Origin of the sequence: Halioglobus maricola (assembly GCF_009388985.1) — a bacterium.
Classification (GTDB): Bacteria; Pseudomonadota; Gammaproteobacteria; order Pseudomonadales; family Halieaceae; genus Halioglobus; species Halioglobus maricola.
Genome location: NZ_CP036422.1, coordinates 3,628,990 through 3,647,772, shown reverse-complemented (window position 1 = coordinate 3,647,772; position 18,783 = coordinate 3,628,990). Strand labels below are relative to the sequence as shown.

Annotated in this window: 15 protein-coding genes; 11 read left to right on the top strand and 4 right to left on the bottom strand. The window is 58.0% G+C overall.

Annotation, left to right across the window (positions count from 1 at the left end; all coding sequences use genetic code 11):
* Nucleotides 1-30: 30 nt before the first annotated feature.
* Nucleotides 31-1,065: a DUF3080 family protein gene (locus tag EY643_RS16655; RefSeq protein WP_240732744.1), complete on the bottom strand. Its 1,035-nt coding sequence runs from the start codon at nt 1,063-1,065 to the stop codon at nt 31-33.
* Between the two features lie 99 nt (nt 1,066-1,164).
* Here EY643_RS16655 and EY643_RS16650 point away from each other — a divergent pair, with 99 nt between their 5' ends.
* From EY643_RS16650 to EY643_RS16630, 5 genes are read left to right on the top strand one after another with little or no spacing between them, the layout of a single operon-like run.
* Nucleotides 1,165-1,911 (top strand): outer membrane lipoprotein-sorting protein, encoded by a 747-nt coding sequence (locus EY643_RS16650; RefSeq protein WP_153240295.1) that lies wholly within the window; start codon nt 1,165-1,167, stop codon nt 1,909-1,911.
* Nucleotides 1,908-3,137 carry an ABC transporter permease gene (locus EY643_RS16645; protein ID WP_153240293.1) on the top strand — a complete coding sequence of 410 codons (1,230 nt, stop codon included), beginning with the start codon at nt 1,908-1,910 and terminating at the stop codon, nt 3,135-3,137. Before EY643_RS16650 ends, EY643_RS16645 begins: the two co-directional genes overlap by 4 nt.
* Nucleotides 3,137-4,369 (top strand): ABC transporter permease, encoded by a 1,233-nt coding sequence (locus EY643_RS16640; protein WP_153240291.1) that lies wholly within the window; start codon nt 3,137-3,139, stop codon nt 4,367-4,369. Before EY643_RS16645 ends, EY643_RS16640 begins: the two co-directional genes overlap by 1 nt.
* Before the next feature lie 11 nt (nt 4,370-4,380).
* Nucleotides 4,381-5,070 carry an ABC transporter ATP-binding protein gene (locus tag EY643_RS16635; RefSeq protein ID WP_153240289.1) on the top strand — a complete coding sequence of 230 codons (690 nt, stop codon included), beginning with the start codon at nt 4,381-4,383 and terminating at the stop codon, nt 5,068-5,070.
* Entirely contained in the window at nt 5,070-6,320 is a 1,251-nt protein-coding gene (locus EY643_RS16630; protein ID WP_153240287.1) for a hypothetical protein, read from the top strand. The genes EY643_RS16635 and EY643_RS16630 overlap by 1 nt, the downstream gene beginning before the upstream one ends.
* A 16-nt stretch (nt 6,321-6,336) precedes the next feature.
* Here the strand turns inward: EY643_RS16630 and EY643_RS16625 are convergent, their stop codons facing one another.
* On the bottom strand, nt 6,337-6,957 hold the full coding sequence (locus EY643_RS16625; RefSeq protein WP_153240286.1) for a glutathione S-transferase family protein: 621 nt from the start codon (nt 6,955-6,957) through the stop codon (nt 6,337-6,339).
* 150 nt (nt 6,958-7,107) lie between these two features.
* Here EY643_RS16625 and EY643_RS16620 point away from each other — a divergent pair, with 150 nt between their 5' ends.
* The 5 genes from EY643_RS16620 (at nt 7,108) to EY643_RS16600 (ending at nt 14,502) form a co-directional block, all read left to right on the top strand.
* Nucleotides 7,108-7,530: a c-type cytochrome gene (locus EY643_RS16620; protein ID WP_338035551.1), complete on the top strand. Its 423-nt coding sequence runs from the start codon at nt 7,108-7,110 to the stop codon at nt 7,528-7,530.
* Between the two features lie 124 nt (nt 7,531-7,654).
* Complete coding sequence (locus EY643_RS16615; RefSeq protein ID WP_170287437.1) at nt 7,655-8,785, top strand: efflux RND transporter periplasmic adaptor subunit; 1,131 nt, start codon at nt 7,655-7,657, stop codon at nt 8,783-8,785.
* A 12-nt stretch (nt 8,786-8,797) separates the two neighbouring features.
* Entirely contained in the window at nt 8,798-11,947 is a 3,150-nt protein-coding gene (locus EY643_RS16610) for an efflux RND transporter permease subunit (RefSeq protein WP_153240282.1), read from the top strand.
* An 80-nt stretch (nt 11,948-12,027) separates the two neighbouring features.
* Nucleotides 12,028-14,007, top strand: coding sequence for a tetratricopeptide repeat protein (locus EY643_RS16605; protein ID WP_153240281.1), 1,980 nt, complete (start codon nt 12,028-12,030; stop codon nt 14,005-14,007).
* A 30-nt stretch (nt 14,008-14,037) separates the two neighbouring features.
* On the top strand, nt 14,038-14,502 hold the full coding sequence (locus tag EY643_RS16600) for a hypothetical protein (protein WP_153240279.1): 465 nt from the start codon (nt 14,038-14,040) through the stop codon (nt 14,500-14,502).
* Here EY643_RS16600 and rep read toward each other — a convergent pair.
* Both rep and EY643_RS16590 read right to left on the bottom strand, forming a co-directional pair.
* Nucleotides 14,495-16,489: a DNA helicase Rep gene (rep, locus tag EY643_RS16595; protein ID WP_153240278.1), complete on the bottom strand. Its 1,995-nt coding sequence runs from the start codon at nt 16,487-16,489 to the stop codon at nt 14,495-14,497. The two genes, EY643_RS16600 and rep, sit on opposite strands and share 8 nt — an antisense overlap.
* Before the next feature lie 58 nt (nt 16,490-16,547).
* The gene (locus EY643_RS16590; protein ID WP_153240277.1) at nt 16,548-17,330 is read right to left on the bottom strand and encodes a mechanosensitive ion channel family protein; all 783 of its coding nucleotides are present in this window, start codon (nt 17,328-17,330) and stop codon (nt 16,548-16,550) included.
* Between the two features lie 215 nt (nt 17,331-17,545).
* On the opposite strand from EY643_RS16590, the gene EY643_RS16585 reads away from it, so the two are divergent.
* The gene (locus tag EY643_RS16585) at nt 17,546-18,775 is read left to right on the top strand and encodes an acetyl-CoA C-acetyltransferase (protein ID WP_240732743.1); all 1,230 of its coding nucleotides are present in this window, start codon (nt 17,546-17,548) and stop codon (nt 18,773-18,775) included.
* The last annotated feature ends 8 nt before the right edge of the window (nt 18,776-18,783 follow it).

Sequence of the window (18,783 nt, the reverse complement as noted above, 5' to 3'; positions counted from 1 at the left end):
TAACGGAATATCGGACCGGCGACACCGTCGTCAGTTCCCGTTGATGCCACCGCAGCTTCCAAGCAATGTCTGCAGTTGCCTGACGTGAAATCTCGGGGCATCGCGGTAGTTCTCGAGATCTTGGTCGCGCCGTCTTTGCCAGCTGCGATAGTTGTCTGGGAGCGCGTCCTCAAGCAAGGTTTCCAGCGCCTGTACTGGTGGTAGCAGTTGGTGATAGCGCTGGCCCAGCTTGGCGGCTCGGGGCTGTATATCCTGGATAAAAAATCGCTTAACTACCGCAGGAAGAATGTCTGCGGCCTCTGGCCTGATTTGTCCGCGGCACATTGGCCCGTTGGCAGCGTACGTCGCCAGAACGCTGTTGGCGGCATCAAGCCATGCCGCCTGTTGATCCAGAGCCAGCCACAGTGTGCCTCCGTCACCAATGGAGAGATCATAGAGCAGTAACTCGAATTCACGATTGTCTGCTGCGTAGTCGCCTGCCAGCCAGCGGCTTGCCAGCGCATTAACAGAGGCCAATGCTGCCACCGGGGCGGAAGAGGTGCTGTCCGGGTATTGTCGCGACAGTGTTGCAGGGCGCCAGAAACGCGCGTACTCATCGTTACCCAGGGTGGCGTTGAAAATGCGTGCCGGCAGCTGCTCGTGCTTTGTCGCCATGTTTCTGGTTAATTGTTCCGCCAGTGCATTGTCACCATCGCGTCGTAGCATTTCGATACAGGCGGGCGCCCGGCGCAGGAATTCGAGTTCCAGCAACAGGCGCTGTGAGTCGCGTGCGTGCCGTCCGAGGACGCTGTTGCGCTTGCCGATGGTCTCTTGCAACGTGCAGCCGCGCAGGTCCATAAAGTCCAGGACATCCAGATCGTCAGCAGGCACGGCGATACGCAGCTGGCCTGTTCGAGGGCGGCGGGGCGTGCTCACCGCCAGGTGAGGCTGAGTCGCAGGGCGATCCAGGGTCCTCTCCAGCCTCGCCAGATAGGTAGCGAACGGTTGGTTGTGATCGGATGCGTCACAGGCCGCTAGCATGAGAGAGGGAAGCAGGCAGAACAGTGGCAGCAGGAAAAAACGCATGCTTGATATATAACGTAGTGATGCGCATTTGTGGACATCTATTTCTGCCGGTCGGGTGATTGTTTACACTGTGTCCACCTCGACAGGAGAAAGTGATCCATGAAATGGCTTCCGCTAGTGTTGGCATTCGCCCTTGGTACCGCAAGCGCCGCTGACGATATCAGTGCCCAGGACATTATCCGCAAGGCGATGGATCACTATCGCGGGCAAACCTCCTATTCAGAGATGACGATGGTCATCCATCGGCCCGATTGGGAACGCAGCATGACCATGCGCGGCTGGAGTGAGGGAGATAAGAAGACCCTGGTGCGTGTTACTGAGCCGAAGAAAGATGCTGGCAATGGCACTCTCTCTGTCGACAGCAACATGTGGACTTACGCCCCCAAGATCAATCGCGTGATCAAGGTGCCCTCGTCAATGATGAGCCAAAACTGGATGGGCTCGGATTTTTCCAACAAGGACATCAGCAAAGATACCGCCATCATCGAAGACTACGATCACTCCTTGCTGGAAACCCGCGAACACGAGGGGCTGCAGGTCTGGGTGATTGAATCAATTCCGCACGAAGAAGCAGCGGTAGTGTGGGGGCGCGAGGTGTTGAGCGTTCGCGAGGACTGGGTGTTGCTGGAGCAGCAGTTCTGGGACCAGGACGGTGAGCTGGTCAAGACTCTCAAAGCCCACGAGATTCGTGAGATGGGCGGCCGAATGACGGCTACGCGGCTGCGCATGGCGAAAGTGGACACCCCCAATGAGTGGACCGAAGTGCGCACCGAGGCGGTGGAGTATGACCTTGAGCTGCCGGGCAATCTGTTCACGCTCTCCAATCTGAGAAACCCGCGCCAGTGAGCGTCAACTGGCGGTTGGCCTGGCGTAATCTGTGGCGTCACAGCCGGCGGACCTGGCTTACGGTGGCAGCCATGGTCTTCTGCAATACCCTGTTGATTTTCATGATCTCCCTGCAGCTGGGTACTTACGACATGATGATCAACAACAGCCTGGCGATGGTCACCGGTCATATGCAGGTTCAGCACGCGGATTACAACGAAGACCAGCGTATGCGCGATACCGTGCCTGCGGTGGAGGCTCTGGCGAACAAAGTGGCCGCTGAGCTGGGTGTGGATACTGTCGCGGCGCGAGGGCAGGCTTTTGCCCTCGCCTCCAGCGACGACCGGTCGTTCGGCGTGCTGTTGGCGGGCGTGCAGCCGGAGCGCGAGCGCTTGGTATCCAGTCTGCCGGGCCTGGTGAGCGAGGGGCGTTATCTGCAGCCCGACGACAGCGATGCCATCGTCATTGGGGCAGTGTTGGCCCGCAACTTAAAGGTCGGTCTGGGCGATGAGCTCACATTCCTTGGCAGCGGTCGCGACGGTTCTTTTGCCGCGGGGCTGGCAACGGTGGTCGGGATTGTCGCAACCGGTATGGACGAAATCGATCGCAGTGTTGCCCAGGTACCTCTCAACTGGTTCCAGGATGTCTTCAGTATGGGAGATCATGGCCATGTGGTTGTCGCTCGGGTGCCGGATCTTGAACAGGTGGATGGTGCTGTAGCGCGTGTCGCCACACTGCTGCCATCGGAGTCCAGCCTCACTGTGCTCGACTGGGATGCGCTGCAGCCTGGACTGCGCCAGGCAATTCGCTCTGACCTGGCTTCCGGTTGGGTGATGTACTCCGTGTTTATTCTTCTCGTGGCTTTCAGCGTACTGAACACCCAGTTAATGTCGGTGCTGGAACGCACCCGGGAGTTCGGGGTCATGCTCGCCCTCGGAATGGGGCCGGGGCGCCTTGCGCGCCTGGTGGCGATAGAAACATTTTTGATGTCACTGTTGGGGCTTGTGCTCGGCCTGGTCGCAGGCGGCCTTGTCGTGGCGTGGTTAGCCTACGCCGGGTTTAGCTATCCGGGGATGGAGGAGATGGCGGCCCAGTTCAACATGGACAGCCGGTTTTATCCGCAGGTGAGTGTTGTGGCGCTGATGTGGGGACCCGTCACAGTGTTTTTGTTCACCATGCTGGCGGCGGTATATCCGTCGCTGCGCCTGTATCGGCTGGAGCCAGTGCAAGCGATGAGGGCTGTCTGATGACGGGCGCTATCGCGGTATCTTCACGCTTGGCCTGGCGCAATCTCTGGCGCAACCACCGTCGCACTCTGATTATGTTACTGGCCATTGGTACCGGTGTGTGGGCAATGGTATTTATGTCCGCCCTGATGCGTGGCATGACCGACCAGGTGCTGGTGAATGGTCTGCACAACCTGCCTGGCGAGGCCCAGATTCACCATCCCAATTATCGCGCTGATCCCAGCGTTGTGAACTCCCTTCCCATGCCCGGGGGTGAACTGCTGGAGGCGCTTGAAGCGGCACCTGTCACAGCCTGGTCCGCGCGGGTTCGCGTGCCCGCGGTGATCGCCAGTGAGCGAGAGAGCCGCGGCGTCACGCTGCTCGGTGTTGACCCGGCGACAGAGGGGGGCGTGGATGCGCTGCCGGAGGAAATCATTGCCGGCCGCTTCCTTGAGGGGGTGGATGATCGCGGCCTTGTCATAGGCGCTGCGCTGGCCCGGCGCCTGGACACCCAGCTTGGCAAACGTGTGGTGATCATGTCACAGGACCCCGACAACAACGTGGCAGACCGAGGAACGCGGGTCGTCGGCATTTATCGAGCCCGGTTGCAGGGTACCGAAGAGCAGTTTGCCTATGCGGGCCGGGAGGTGCTGCAGGCCATGCTATCGGTGCCGGGCCAGGTATCCGAGGTGGCCGTTACCGGGGGAGATTATCGCGCTGTGGCGCGATGGTTGCCGGCGCTGCAGGTCGCGGCAGGCAGCGAGCTGGAAGTGCAATCCTGGATGGAGTTGCAGCCTTTTCTCGACAGCATGCTGGAGGTGCAGGATGGTTTCACCCTGATCTTCATGGTGGTGATCTTTCTCGCCTTGTCCTTTGGGCTGGTCAATACCCTGGTCATGGCGGTGTTTGAGCGCACACGAGAGATCGGCTTGCAGCAGGCGCTTGGAGTGCGCCCTACATTGATTTTGCAGCAGTTCCTGCTCGAAAGCCTGTATCTGCTGTTGTTGGGTCTGGGGGCAGGAAACCTGTTGGCCTGGCTGACGATCAAGCCGCTCGAAAGTGGGATAGATATCTCCATGGTGGCCGAGGGCATGGAAATGATGGGTATGGGGACAACCCTCTACCCCGCGCTGCAGGCCTCGGATATGTGGATGTCGACCGGGGTTGTTATTGTTCTCGGTCTCACGGCAAGCCTGCTCCCCGCATGGCGCGCGTCGCGCTTGGACCCAGTGCGCGCATTGAATAAAACCTGAAGGAATATGTTATGAGCACGGTTGTGTGTCGGGATTTATGCCGGGTCTTCCATCAGGGAGACCAGGAAATTACCGGGTTGGACAAGGTCAGTCTCGACATCGAAGCGGGAGAGTTCGTCTGCCTCGCCGGGCCCTCTGGGTCTGGCAAAACGACCCTTCTCAATGCGATTGGTGGCCTGGATACGCCCGATAGCGGGCAGGTGACAGTGGGCGGACAACGGCTGGATACCCTGTCAAAGGGAGAGCTGGCTGACCTTCGCCTGAATAGCATTGGCTTTGTGTTTCAGGCTTATAACCTGGTGCCGGTACTGTCGGCCCGGGAAAATGTCGAGTTCGTGATGGAGGTGCAAGGTGTCGCCGTGGCGCAGCGGCGAGAGCGGGTGAATGCTGTTCTTGCCCAGGTGGGGCTTTCCGGAATGGAAGAAAGACTGCCGGCGGAGCTTTCGGGCGGGCAGCAGCAGCGGGTGGCTGTTGCCAGAGCTATTGCGAGTGAACCGGCACTGGTACTGGCGGATGAACCTACCGCTAACCTGGACAGCCACAGTGCTGAGCAGCTGATGGAGCTGTTCGTGGAGCTCAATCGCGAGCAGGGCATTACGTTCGTGATTTCTACCCACGACACTCGGGTTATGGGGTATGCCCGGCGCCTGGTAAAACTGCGAGATGGCCAGTTGGTCGCGGACGAAGTGCAAGCCAGCTGATGCGTTTTGTCATGGCGGTGCTGTTTCTGTCGGCGATAAGTGGTGCTGCCCTCGCTGAGCTACCGCTATTTGATGCAGGCCACGTGAAAGGTCGGTGGCTTACTTCCACGTACCCGGAAGACAGTCTGTTCAGGGGTGAGTTGGGGGCGGTTAGCAATGATCAGGCCGTGAGCACGCGGCTCAAGTTCGGCGCAGATTCCGGCGCCTGGCAGTGGCAGGCGGATTACCAGCTGGTGGGGCAGCACGGTGACAGTGTCAGTGCCGCCGGTGAACTCGACGGATTGTTTGGTCCGCGCTCGGGTGCCATTGATGACGAATATCGCTGGTGGGATTTAACCCGTGAAATCAACAGCGGCGAGGACCACGTGTTAACTCACCGCCTGGATCGCCTGCATCTCGCTTATCGCGGCGAGAAAACGGTAGTGCGCTTCGGCCGCCAGGCTGTGAGCTGGGGCAACGGCCTGATCTACAACCCTATGGATTTCTTTAATCCTTTCGACCCGGCGGCTGTGGACACCGAATACAAGGTGGGGGACGACATGTTTTACGGTCAATACCTTCTGGATTCGGGCAATGACTGGCAGCTGGTGAATGTTCAGCGCAGGGATGATGATGGCGACGTGACCTCGGAGGTCAGCTCAACTGCGCTCAAATACCATAGCTTCGCGCTGGATCGCGAGTTTGACTTGTTATTGGCGCAGCACTATGACGAGACGCTGATGGGGCTGGGCGCCGTGATGAATGTAGGTGATGCCGTGGTACGCGGCGATGTTGTTGCCACCGATGTGGAGTCGGGGTGGGAGGCCAGTCTGGTGCTTAACTGGTCCTACTCATGGGTGTGGGTTGGTTACAACGTCAGCGGCATTGCAGAGTACTTTTTTAACGGTTTCGGACTGCGGGAGGACAACTACTCGACAGAAGAGATCGCGGCAGCGGAGGACCTCGTGGCGCGGCTTGTCCGCGGCGAACTGTTCACACTTGGACGGCACTATCTGGCCAGTTCATTGATGGTGGAGGTCACGCCGCTGGTGAATGTGACGCCAACCCTGTTCTACAACCTCGGTGATAACTCCGCCCTGGCCCAGGTGAGTGGGCAGTGGGATCTGGCCCAGAACTGGCAGATTCTGGGGGCTCTGAATTTGCCTGTGGGGCCCAGCGGCACTGAATTTGGTGGCCTGGAAACCGGCGTGGACGGGCTGACCCTGGCGACCGGCCCGGCCGTGTTTGTGCAAGTGGGTTTCTATTTTTGAGCGCTGTTCCTGTGGCTCAGGCCAGCTCCGCCTGCACCCTTGCCAGATAAGCATGTACGTTTTCCAGCTCTTTTGGAGGTTGAGCCTTTACCCAGCCAGAGAATCCATAGAGTACAGCCATATCGATATCGGCGAAGGAAAATGAGTCGCCAGCCAGCCAGGTCTTGCTCTCAAGCTCAGCGTTCATTTCTTTCCATCCAAATTCCAGCCGGGCGCGTCCACGTTCGGCGAGCTCCGGAATCTGTGGCAGGTTCATCGGGCCAGGTATGGCGCGGTCGACGAAACCCTTGCTGGTGTTGCGCAGGATCTCGGCGACACCCTGGAGCAGGGTCAGGTATAACTTGTGGTCCCAGTTAATGATCTGGGCGCGCTCCAGGTCTGTGGTGCCCAGCAGCGGTTTCTGCGGGTAGAGGCCCTCCAGATAGATACATTGGCCTATCACTTCGGTCAGCACCGTACCGTCATCCAGCACCAGTGCCGGCACGGTCCGGTCGGGGACGATGGCACTGTACGCCTCGCCCAGCTGCTCTTGCGTCATCAGATCCACTTGCTGGGTCTCGATTTCGATCCCCTTGTACTTGAGAAACAGGCCCAGACGCTGGGGATTGGGAGCGGGATCGTAGGTGTAGAGCTTCATCTGCAGGGTTCCTTGGTGGTTATGCCGGCCTGATATGGCGCAAGTCATGGTAGGTTGAATTGACGTCTGTGCCAATATTCCGGCCAGAGTGAGTTTTCCCCCACTCCAATAGTGGCTATAATGCGCGCCGGACTGATAGAGGACCTCATTGTGATTATTCGTTACGCCCTCGGCCTGGTGGCCATGATTCTGGCACTCGGTGCCACTGCCGAACCTACAGAACAGCAGCGAGCTGCTATTGAAGAGCGCCTCAAGCCGATCGGCGAAGTGTGCCTGCAGGGCGACAGCGATTGCGGCGGAGCAGCTGTGGCTGCTTCAAGCGGCCCTCGTTCTGGTGAAGACGTATACAACGCTGCTTGTATGGCCTGCCACACCACGGGTGCAGGTGGCGCACCTGTGTTGGGCGATGTTGCGGCCTGGGCTGATCGTATCGCCAAAGGTAACGACGCGCTGTACGCCAGCGGTGTCAACGGTGTGCCCGGCACGGGCATGATCGCCAAGGGCGGTTGTATGAGCTGCTCCGATGAGGAAGTTGCCGCTGCAGTTGACTACATGGTCGCCGGCAGCCAGTAACCCAGCGATGACCAGGAAGGCCGCGCTGCAAACGCATCGCGGCCTTTTTTGTGTTCGCAATTATCATGCGGCAGATCGGTCAAATCTTGCTACATTTAAGTATATGTTTCCCGGAGGTTTTTTCATGCCGCGTATCCTGCTCGCTGCCCTGCTATTACCACTCATAAGCGCTTGCTCCGAAGAGGCGCCGCAGATGCCCATGGTCGAGGTTATCGTCGACAAGGTTGTGTCTGAGCCCTATCAACCCGAACAGGAATTTGTGGGCCGCCTGGAAGCAATTGACGACGTCGCAATCCAGGCTAAAGTCGGTGGCTATGTCACGAGTCGGGATTTCCGCGAGGGTGAGCTCGTGCAGGCGGGAGATGTGCTCTACACCCTGGATGCATCCGAATACGATGCCGCTCTGGCGCGGGCAGAGGCAGGTTATGCTGCAGCCGTGGCAAATCAGAGTAATGTCGAACGCAACTACAAGCGAGGTCTGGGTCTGATACCCACAGGTTCGATTTCCCAGGCTGAGATGGATGAACTTACCGCCAAGAGCCTGGATGCCGATGCCCAGCTTGAATCCGCCCAGGCCGAGGTGACCAGCGCTCAGGTCAATCTGGGTTACACCACGATCAAAGCACCGATTACCGGTCGTATTGGTCGTAGCCTGGTCAGTGTCGGCGACCTGGTTGGGCCCAGCACCGGTAATCTCACCACCCTGGTGAGCATTGATCCCATCGAAGCGCTGTTCCGGATCAGTGAGTCCACCTATGTAGCGGCAATGAAACAGCGGTTTACTGAAGAACTGGACCTGGACAAGCTGCGGTCAGTAGAGGTCACTCTCGAGCTGACAAACGGTCTCGCCTACCCGGAAGTGGGGCGAATCGACTACTTCGCCAATCGTGTGGACCAGGCCACCGGCACGCTGGAGGCACGCGCACGTATTCCCAATTCGCGGTCGCTGCTGGTGCCGGGCCAGTACGTGCGGGTAATCCTGCACGAGACCGAGCTGCTCCATGGCTTGTTCATACCCCAGGCCGCTGTTCAGGCTGATCAGCAGGGCGCTTTCGCGTTGATGGTCGATGCAGAGAGCAAGATTGTGCGGCGCAATGTGGAGCTGGGCTTCCGCCTCGATACCAATGTCCTGGTGCTTGAAGGGCTCGAAGAAGACGACATTATTGTCGTCCGTGGCTTGCAGCAGGTGCGTCCGGGCATGACTGTCAAAGCAACGCCCATGCCAAGCGCGCCTGCCGCGCCTGTTTCTGAGTAACGGGGTAAACTCATGTTCAGTGCGTTTTTTATCGAGCGGCCCAAGTTTGCGATGGTCATCGCCATTGTGCTGACCCTCGCTGGTGGGCTTTCCATTTACGCCCTGCCAGTCAATGAATACCCGGCCATCTCGCCACCGAATATTGTGGTGAGCGGTGTTTACCCCGGCGCCTCTGCCGAGATCGTAGAAACCACTGTGGGCACCCCCATTGAAGACGCTGTAAACGGTGTAGAGGACATGATTTATATGTCTTCCAAGAGCGCCAATGACGGCAGCTACTCACTCACTGTGACTTTTGAGGTGGGGGCGGACCCCGATATGGCCCTGGTGCGGGTGCAGAACCGGGTCAAGCTGGCTGAGCCTTCGCTCCCCGCCGAGGTGACTGCAATGGGGCTCAATATCTCTGAGCGATCGCCGGATATTCTCAAGCTGATCAGTTTTACCGCACCGGGTGGAAAACTGGATTACAAGTTTGTTTCCAACTACGTGAAGATAAATCTGCAGAGCGCGCTGGCGCGCCTGCCCGGTGTGTCTGAAGCGTCAATCCTGGGTGAGGCGGATTATTCTATGCGTCTGTGGCTGAACCCGGACAAGATGGCTATCTATAGTCTGTCCGTGAGCGAGGTCTACTCGGCATTGCGCGAGCAGAACGTGCAGGTCGCAGCGGGCAAGATCGGCGCGCCGCCTTTTGAGGGGCCGTTACAAGCAGAGTTCAGCCTGCAAACCAAGGGTCGGCTGCAGGAGGTTAGTGAGTTCGAGAATATTGTGCTGCGTGCAGCCGCAGACGGTTCTGCGATCTATCTCAAGGATATCGCCCGGGTCGAGTTGGGGCAGTCGGCGTATAATTTCTATGGTGAAACCAATGGTATCCCAGCGGTGAACCTGGCCGTATACCAGTTGGCGGACGCCAATGCGTTGGAGGTAGGCGCAGAAGTTGACGAGTTGCTGGAGCGCTTGTCTCGCGACTTTCCTGAGGGTATGGACTACGTGCTGCCCTACGACACCACGCGCTACGTTAGCACCGCAGTGAGCCAGGTCGTGGTATCCCTGTTCCAGGCGGTACTCCTGGTTATTGCAGTGACCTATATTTTTCTCGGCTCGTTCCGCGCCACCCTGGTGCCTGCAGTGGCCATTCCCGTGTCGCTGGTGGCTACCTTCGCGGTACTGCTGACTGTAGGGATGAGCATTAATACGATCACCTTGTTTGGCCTGATTCTGGCGATTGGTATCGTCGTGGACGATGCGATTCTGGTGATAGAGAACTGCGATCGTCATCTCAGGGAAGACCCCAATATGACACCGGCAGAGGCGGCCAAGGTCACCATGCAGGAAGTTGGGAGCCCGATTATCGCCACTACCCTGGTGCTGCTGGCGGTGTTTATACCGGTGGCTTTGCTGCCGGGTATTACCGGAGTCATGTACCGTCAGTTTGCTGTCACAATTTGTATCGCGGTTTGTTTCTCTTCGCTGAATGCGCTCACGCTGAGCCCGGCGCTTTGCAGTCTTGTGCTAAAGCCGGGCAAGCAGGTGAATGCCCGCTGGTACGATAAATTCCTGGCGGGTTTTGGCCGGCTTACGACGGTCTACGATGGCGGTGTCGGTTGGTTGTTGGCCCGACTCCGCACCCTTACGCTGATTTTCATTGGGCTCACAGCGGCGGTTGCATTTGGCTTTGTCTCTACCCCAACTGGTTTTGTGCCCGGCGAAGACAAAGGCGCAATGATGGTGAGCGTGCAGTTGCCCGATGGTTCTTCCCTGCATCGCACCAAGCAGGTGATGGACAAGCTTAACGGCCTTATTTCTCTGGACCCGGCGGTTGAAAACGTCACTGCGATTTCGGGCTTTTCACTGCTTTCAGGAGCAATGAGCAGTAACGGCGGTACTTTGTTCGTCGGCCTTAAACCCTGGGATGAGCGCCAGGACTATGAGTCGAGTTCTTTTGGTGTAGCAGAGCGTGTTAATGCCCAGGGCTTTATGCTCGTGCCGGAGGCTCAGGTGTTTGCGCTCACGCCACCAGCGGTACCCGGCATGGGGGCTTCAGGTGGTCTGGAATTAATAGTGCAGGACAGTTTGTCGCGGTCCTCTCAGGAGCTGGCAACGGCGCTCAATAACTTTATTGTTGAGGCGAACCAGTCGCCGGCGCTGCGCAGTGTCTTCAGCACCTATCGCGCCAACGTACCCCAGTACTTTGTGGATGTGGATAGGGTCAAGGCCAAGAACCTTGGGGTGAGCCTCGACGAAGTGTTCGTGACCCTGCAGGCGCAGATGGGATCGCTGTATATCAATGACTTTAACAAGTTCGGCCAGACCTATCGCGTGATCATGCAGGCGGAATCGAATTATCGATCCGACCTGTCAGACCTCGATCGATTTTATGTGAAATCCAGTATGGGCGACATGGTGCCATTGAGTACGTTTGTTAACACCAAGCCTATTCTCGGTCCGGATATCGCCAGCCGTTACAACCTGTTCCGCTCTGCCTCGGTGCAGGCGACCGCGGCGCCGGGCTACAGCAGTGGCCAGGCGATGGCGGCGATGGAAGAGATTGCCCGCAGCAGCCTGCCAGCGGGGTATACCGTTGATTGGACCGGAATGTCTTATCAGGAGCGTAAGGCTGGTAGCGCAGCGATCTTTGCCTATCTTCTGGCGCTGATTTTCGTCTACCTCTTTCTGGTAGCGCAATATGAAAGCTGGTCGATTCCAGCTGCCATTCTATTGGTAGTGCCGATGGCCGTGGGGGGCGCAGTTGCCGCGCTCGTGATTAGCGGTATCGCGCTCAATCTCTACGCCCAGATAGGTATCGTGTTGTTGATTGGTATGTCGGCGAAGACCGCGATTCTGGTGGTCGAATTTGCGCGCCAGAAACGCGAGCAAGATGGCGTGGACATTATCAAGGCGGCTCGGGATGCCGCCCGCTTGCGCTTCCGCGCTGTTTGCATGACTGCGATCTCATTTATTCTAGGCATTTTGCCGTTGGCGCTGGCCACAGGCGCCGGTGCTGCAGGGCAGCAATCACTGGGCGTAACCGTGCTTGGTGGCATGGTGGCGGCGCTTCTGGTCGGGGTGTATTTTGTGCCCGGTTTCTACGCCATTGTGCAGAGCACGCGCGAGCGGCTGAAAGGGGTTGTGCTCCCTCCCGCCGCACCGCGCGATCCAGACTAGGATGGGCGGGGAAACCCGCCCATTGCTGAATCCTGAAAATGACATACACTTAGAGATTCTTTCCCTGGCTGTGCAGCGACATGGAGTTACGGCAGTTTGTCAGTGAGCTGAGAAGCCGAAAGGTTTACCGCACCGCGGCGGTGTATTGCGCCGGCGCATGGGCACTGCTGCAAGTCGCTGACGTGATTTTCCCGGTAGTCGGGCTCCCCGATTGGACGGTCAGCGCCGTTCTGGTGATCGCCGCGCTCGGATTTCCCCTTGCCCTGATTCTGTCCTGGTTGTTTGAGATTTCACCAGAGGGGAAGGGCGGAACCGAAAATGGCGGCGGTGAAGCAACTGCCGACGGCCAATTTTCTTCCGCACGTATTATCGAGCTCACCCTCGTTCTGATCTTGTGCGGCCTGGTCGGCTATCTCTACGTCGGCCGTCTGGCCAGCCCTCCGAGCTCTGCGCCCGCTGAGCAAGCGCTTGCTGAAGCCTCCATCGCGGTAATGCCGTTCGTAAATCTGAGTGAGGACACGGGGCTTGAGTATCTAGGGGATGGCCTGGCGGAGGAAATTCTGAACCTGCTGGCGCGGATCAATGAACTGAATGTTGCAGCGCGCACCTCCTCATTTTACTTCAAGGACAAGGACCTCGATATTCAGACAGTGGGACGCCGGCTCGGCGTTGAGCATGTACTGGAGGGTAGTGTGCGCCCTGCCGGCGACCGGGTGCGGGTAACGGCGCAGCTCATCAATACCGAGGATGGATTCCACGTCTGGTCTGAAACCTACGATAGCTCGCTGGAGGATGCGCTTGTTTTTCAGGATGAAATCGCCGCCCAGGTGGTGAAGCAGCTCGAACTTATTATTTCTGATGAGTCTCGAGATGTGCTGGCACGGGGCGAAAAACTGGATGGTGAGGGCTATCAATTTTATCTCCGCGGGCGGGCCTATCTCCGCACTGTTGGCGATCCGGAAAATCTCACCTATGCGATCAATCTTTTCGACAAGGCTATTGCTGCCAATCCAGAGTTCGCCGACCCCTATGCGGGCAAGTGTGAAGCGCTGCTCGGGCTTTATTCGGAGGCGCGGGCGCCCGCACTATTTTCCGAGGCGGAAGTAGCGTGTCAGAAAGCACTGACCCTGGACCGCCGTTCGCCCGGGGTCTACATCGGGCTGGGCAACCTCTATCTGGTGTCTGGCCAGTATCAGCAAGCGTTAACTGAGTTTGACACTGCTCTGGCGCTCAAGCCGGGCTATGTCGAGGCATTGCTGGGGCGTGCTGATGCCTATTTTGGACAGCAGTTGATGGTGGAGGCAGGCGAGCATTACCGCCGCGCCCTGGCCCTCAATCCTGATAACTGGCGAGCCCAAAAGAAGATGGGAAATTTCCTGTTTGACAGTGGTAGGCCGGAAGAGGCCATACCGTATTACCAGCGGATTGCCGACCTGATGCCCGATGGTGCAGGTGCATTCAACAATCTGGGGGCGGCCTATTTCATGACGGGAGAGTACCAGCGAGCAGTCGATGCCTGGGAAATAGCGCTGGACCTCAGTCCCTCGGGTGTGACCTATGCCAATGTCGCCACCAGCCTTTATTTCATGAGGCGCTACGATGAAGCCCTACCTCTCTATCACAAGGCGGTAGAGCTCTCTCCGCAGGACTATGAGCTCTGGGGCAATCTTGGCGATGTCTATAGATACGCTTCGGGTGGCAGTGAGATGGCTGGGCCGATGTATGAAAATGCCATCAAGCTGGCAGAGCAGCATCTGGCGATCAATGAGAACGATGCCCATACTCTGGCACTAATGGGTCATTATCATGCGGCGCTTGGTGATACCGATATGGCGCGTGACTACATCAGTCGAGCCCTGGGCCTCGCCCCTAATGATGTCTACGTTAAATATTCCACCGCGACAGCGCTGGCCTCTCTGGGTGACTACGACGACGCCATGGGTTCACTGGAGTCGGCTATGGACAATGGTTTTCCCATGCACGTGGCGCTGGCAGATGCTAATTTAAACGGACTGAAGGAATTGCCTCGCTATGAGGCTTCAATGGCGCAGAGGGAATAAAACTGCGCGATAAAAACCAAGGAGATATACATGAACCAAAAGAGCAGCCCCATTTCGGGCACCCCGCTATGCAGTATCAAGACCATTGTGATGGCCGCTGCATTTGCAGGAATTTCCGGCTGTGCCGGCCCGAGTGTCAATGCGTCTGAAGAGCCCGAGGCAAACAACAATCGCGAGGAGGTGGCGATCGTTTTCAAGAATGGTTGCCCAATCTCGGTGGTGCCGCTTGTGGTCGATCTGAACGCAGGGGTTAATCCTCCGACGAGAGTTGAATGGCGTGCCTACGATGAGACCGGAACGCCCATGCCTGCGCAGGATTTTAGTATCTGGTACGACCCCTTTGTAGGGACTCCGATAAAGCCCGGGGGTAATGGGGTGGCGACTTCGCCGCCGGTGGCCAAAAGCGCAAAAGAAGGCTTCAACTATAAGTACACGGTCTACGCCGATAGTTGCCCTGACCAGCCTCTGGATCCGTTCTTCCGCGTTATTAAGTAAACATATTCATCAGCCCGGCCAGGGTTTCCTGGCCGCGCTGTTCGTTCGCCCCTTCCTCTTCATCTACTCCGCCCTGCCAGGTCAGGTCGTCGGCCGGTAGTTCATCCAGGAACCGGCTCGGTTCACAGTTGATCGTTTCCCCAAACTGGCGACGTTTGGCAGCCATGGTCATGGCCAGGGTTTCACGCGCCCGGGTAATACCCACGTAGGCCAGGCGGCGCTCTTCTTCCACGTTGCCATCTTCCACGCTGGAGCGGTGGGGCAGGAGGTTTTCCTCCATCCCGATGATAAACACGTGGGGGAACTCGAGACCCTTGGATGCGTGCATGGTCATCATCTGCACATTGTCGGGGCTGGCGTCCTCTTCCTCCTGTTGCTCCAGCAGGTCGCGCAGGATCAGCCGCGAAATGGCCTCTTCCAGGGCAACGTCCTCGTCACTCATGACCTTGTGCAAGGAGTCCACCAGGAAATGCACATTGCTCATACGGCGTTGGGCGACATCCTCGCTGGAACTCAATTGGTTGAGGTGATCCTCGTAGCGCATTTCGCGAATCATCTGGCGCACGGCCGAAATGCCTTCGCCGCCCTCCACCTTGCGGCGGAAGCCGTCGACCCAGCTACGGAATTCCCGCAGCCGATTGAGGCCTGCGTCGGGGATGTCGCCGTTGTCGGCGCGGCCGCAGGCCTGGCTCAGGCTGCAGTGGCGGGCGTTGGCAACATTGCCCAGTGCTTCCAGAGTAGACGCCCCAAGCTTGCGGCGGGGCACGTTGGCGATGCGCAGGAAGGCGTTGTCGTCGTTCTCATTCACCAGCATGCGCAGGTAGGCCATGATGTCCTTGACTTCATTGCGGCTGAAAAAACTGGTGCCACCGGACAGATGATAGGGCACCTGCTGCTGTTGCAGCGCGAGTTCCATCAGCCGGGCCTGGTGATTGCCGCGGTAGAGAATGGCGTAGTCGCCGTAGCGCGTTTTCTTGCGCAGTTTGTGATCGATAATTTCCGCCACAACCTGCTCGGCTTCGTGGTTTTCATCGGCGCAGCGGATGACTCGCAGCGGGTCGCCATAGCCCAGTTCACTCCACAGCGACTTGTCGAAGACGTGGGGATTGTTGGCGATCAAGGTGTTGGCCGCCTTGAGAATCCGTGAGGTGGAACGATAGTTCTGCTCTAGCTTCACCAGTTTCAGGGCCGGGAAATCCTCCTGCAGCATCGCCAGATTCTCCGGCTTGGCACCGCGCCAGGCGTAGATTGACTGATCGTCATCGCCCACCACCGTGAGGCCGCCACGCAGGCCTACGAGCTGTTTGACCAGCAGATACTGGCTGGAGTTGGTGTCCTGATACTCGTCGACCAAAAGATAGTGAACCTGGTTCTGCCATTTCTCCAGCACGTCCGGGTGCTCGTCGAAAAGCACTGTGGGCAGCAGGATAAGGTCGTCAAAGTCCAGCGCGTTGTAGGCTTTCAGGGCGCGCTGATAGCGCAGGTAGGCCTGGGCGCAGAGTATTTCTGCAGGGCTCTTGGCTTTCGCCACCGCCTGCTCTGGCAGCAGTCGGTCATTCTTCCAGTTGGAGATCTGGTTGGCGATAGTCTGGGCCTGGTCGCCATCGGAGCCGTGTTCCTGGATCAGCAGGTCCTTGATCAGGGCCTGGGTGTCCTGGCCGTCGAAGATCGAGAAGCCATTCTTGAGGCTCAGGTGCTTGCGCTCCTGGCGAATGATCTTGAGGCCAAGCTGGTGGAAGGTGCTCACCGTGAGGCCTTCGGCATTGTTGCCGAGCAACTTGCCGACGCGCTCTTTCATTTCGCGGGCGGCCTTGTTGGTAAAGGTGACCGCGGCAATGCGGTTGGCGCGGTAGCCACAGGTTTTGACGAGGTAGGCGATCTTCTGGGTGATTACGCTGGTCTTGCCTGAGCCGGCACCGGCCAGCACCAGTATGGGGCCGTCGATATAGCGGACAGCCTCGCGCTGCCGGGGATTGAGTTGGGTCACTGAGTTTTACAACCGGGAGGTACTTCGAGGCCAGAAGTCTATCAGATTATCGGTGTCGCTATGGCGCTGATATTACATCCAGCTGTGGCAATGCCAGATTTACTTTATCGTCAGCGGCGAATGTGCTGGAAACAGCGACCCACAGTGCATCGCGAGTAGCGAACCAGTCGGCGTTTTCCACCCAGCAGTACGCGACCATGCTGGCGCGTTCACCGGTCACGTTGACGATATAGACTGCTGGGGCCGGATCTTCGATTACCTTGGGGTTGTCGTTCATCTTTTCCAGCAGCATGGATCGGGCCCGTTCGATATCGTCGGCGGCGTAGATGTCGATCTTCATTTCGATGCGGCGGTGAGGTATGGCTGAAAAATTGCGAATGGCGGAGGCCATCGCTACTGCGGTGGGAATGAAGACGGTTTGGCCATCGAATGTGCGCATTACAACCTGGTAGGCCGTCATTGCCTCGACGGTGCCCATCACATCCTTTATTTGCACCATGTCCCCCACTACGAAGGGGAGGCGGGGCAGAAACGGAAGGAGGAAGAAGACGATGACCGAGGCCACCATGACCAGGAGGATGACAGGGCCTCCAAGGCCAGCCACATTCAGGCCAATTTTTTCTGCGGCCAGCAGGCACGTGACCACGAGGATCATGGCGTAGAGAGTGCCGAAGCCAACTTTCATTGCCCGGGCGTAGTGGCCAGCAGGGTTGATGACAGACGTGGCGAGCTTGTACAGCATAACCACTGCGGCGATACCTCCCAGCATGACGGCCAGGATGGTGGCGATGACGGAACCATAGCCGGCAAGCTGGCCTGTGAGATGTTGCAGTTCTTCCATCACTGATTCGGTCCTCAGCTGAATGATGTCGACAATATAGCGTCCAAGATTAGCATGGTTTGGTGGCGGTGCTGGCGTCGGTGGCAGAATTTGTCATCAGCCTGTGGCCGATTGGCACAGCTACTTCCGAACCGTAGTTCAAATGGATAAACGCCGCTTCCTAATTACGTTCGATCGCTTGTGGCCGCGTCGTCTTCGGGTATGTTGGCTGCCCAATGAATGACCTCACACTGGAACACACCATGCCCCAAGACGCCTATATTTACGATGCTATCCGCACTCCACGCGGAAAGGGAAAACCCGGTGGGGGCCTGTATGAGGTCAAGCCGATCGATCTGGTCACCAATCTTCTGGAAGAGATGAAAGCCCGGCACAAGCTTGATACCACTCAGGTGGAAGACTTTATCTGTGCGACCGGTGAGCCGGTGAATGAACAGGGGCAGAATATTGCCAAAACTGCCCTGGTCTACTCCAGTTGGGATGACGTGACTGTCGGTGCCCAGTTGCATCGTTACTGTGCCGGTGGCCTGGACGCGGTGAACAATATCGCTATGAAAATCATGTCCGGTATGGAGTCCATGGGTATCGCCGGTGGCGTGGAGAGTATGTCGCGCCTTGGCATCGGTGCCTCCGGTGCCGCCGCGGGGGATGCCTGGGTTGCTATGAAAAGTTATGGCATCTCCCAGGGGCTGGGCGCCGATTTACTGGCCCATCTCGACGGCTTTAGCCGCGAGGATGTGGATCGCTACGCCTGCGAATCCCAGCGCCGCGCAGCCCACGCCCGAGACAACGGCTATTTCGACAATTCCATTGTGCCGGTCAAGGATCTCAACGGTGTCACCGTCCTTGCTCACGATGAGTTAATCCGGCCGACCAGCATGGAAGTGCTGGCGGGGCTAAACCCTTCCTTCGCCATGTTCAACGATTTTGGCCACGGTGACTTCCTCAAGTTCAAGTATCCCCAGGTGGAGAGAATCGACTGCGTGCACACGCCCGGGAATTCGTCCGGCGTGGTGGACGGGGCGTCCCTGGTGTTGTTGGGTAATAAACAGGCGGGAGATGATCAGGGCCTCAAGCCCCGCGCGCGCATCAAGGCAATGGCGGTTACTGGCTCTGAGCCAACCATCATGCTAGCTGGCCCGGCGCCAGCATCGGAGAAGGTGCTGAAGCTGGCAGGCATGACCACGGACGATATTGATTTGTTCGAGCTCAATGAGGCTTTTGCCTCTGTCGTACTGCGTTATCAACAGCTGATGGATGTTCCCGCGGACAAGATCAATGTCAATGGCGGCGCGATCGCCATGGGTCATCCCATCGGCGCCACCGGCGCCATCGTGCTTGGCACCTTGCTGGACGAGATGGAGCGCCGAGACCTGAATACCGGGCTCGTGACGCTGTGTGCCGGCGGCGGTATCGGCATTGCCACCATCATCGAGCGCGTTTAAGGAGAAAT

Bases quoted from the DNA above. Each gene is read 5' to 3' on its own strand.
- EY643_RS16585 (WP_240732743.1), top strand. From the start codon at position 17,546: ATGAATGACCTCACACTGGAACACACCATGCCCCAAGACGCCTATATT.
- EY643_RS16605 (WP_153240281.1), top strand. From the start codon at position 12,028: ATGGAGTTACGGCAGTTTGTCAGTGAGCTGAGAAGCCGAAAGGTTTAC.
- EY643_RS16640 (WP_153240291.1), top strand. From the start codon at position 3,137: ATGACGGGCGCTATCGCGGTATCTTCACGCTTGGCCTGGCGCAATCTC.
- EY643_RS16590 (WP_153240277.1), bottom strand. From the start codon at position 17,330: ATGGAAGAACTGCAACATCTCACAGGCCAGCTTGCCGGCTATGGTTCC.
- EY643_RS16610 (WP_153240282.1), top strand. From the start codon at position 8,798: ATGTTCAGTGCGTTTTTTATCGAGCGGCCCAAGTTTGCGATGGTCATC.
- EY643_RS16600 (WP_153240279.1), top strand. From the start codon at position 14,038: ATGAACCAAAAGAGCAGCCCCATTTCGGGCACCCCGCTATGCAGTATC.
- EY643_RS16630 (WP_153240287.1), top strand. From the start codon at position 5,070: ATGCGTTTTGTCATGGCGGTGCTGTTTCTGTCGGCGATAAGTGGTGCT.
- EY643_RS16635 (WP_153240289.1), top strand. From the start codon at position 4,381: ATGAGCACGGTTGTGTGTCGGGATTTATGCCGGGTCTTCCATCAGGGA.
- EY643_RS16625 (WP_153240286.1), bottom strand. From the start codon at position 6,957: ATGAAGCTCTACACCTACGATCCCGCTCCCAATCCCCAGCGTCTGGGC.
- EY643_RS16615 (WP_170287437.1), top strand. From the start codon at position 7,655: ATGCCGCGTATCCTGCTCGCTGCCCTGCTATTACCACTCATAAGCGCT.
- EY643_RS16650 (WP_153240295.1), top strand. From the start codon at position 1,165: ATGAAATGGCTTCCGCTAGTGTTGGCATTCGCCCTTGGTACCGCAAGC.
- EY643_RS16655 (WP_240732744.1), bottom strand. From the start codon at position 1,065: ATGCGTTTTTTCCTGCTGCCACTGTTCTGCCTGCTTCCCTCTCTCATG.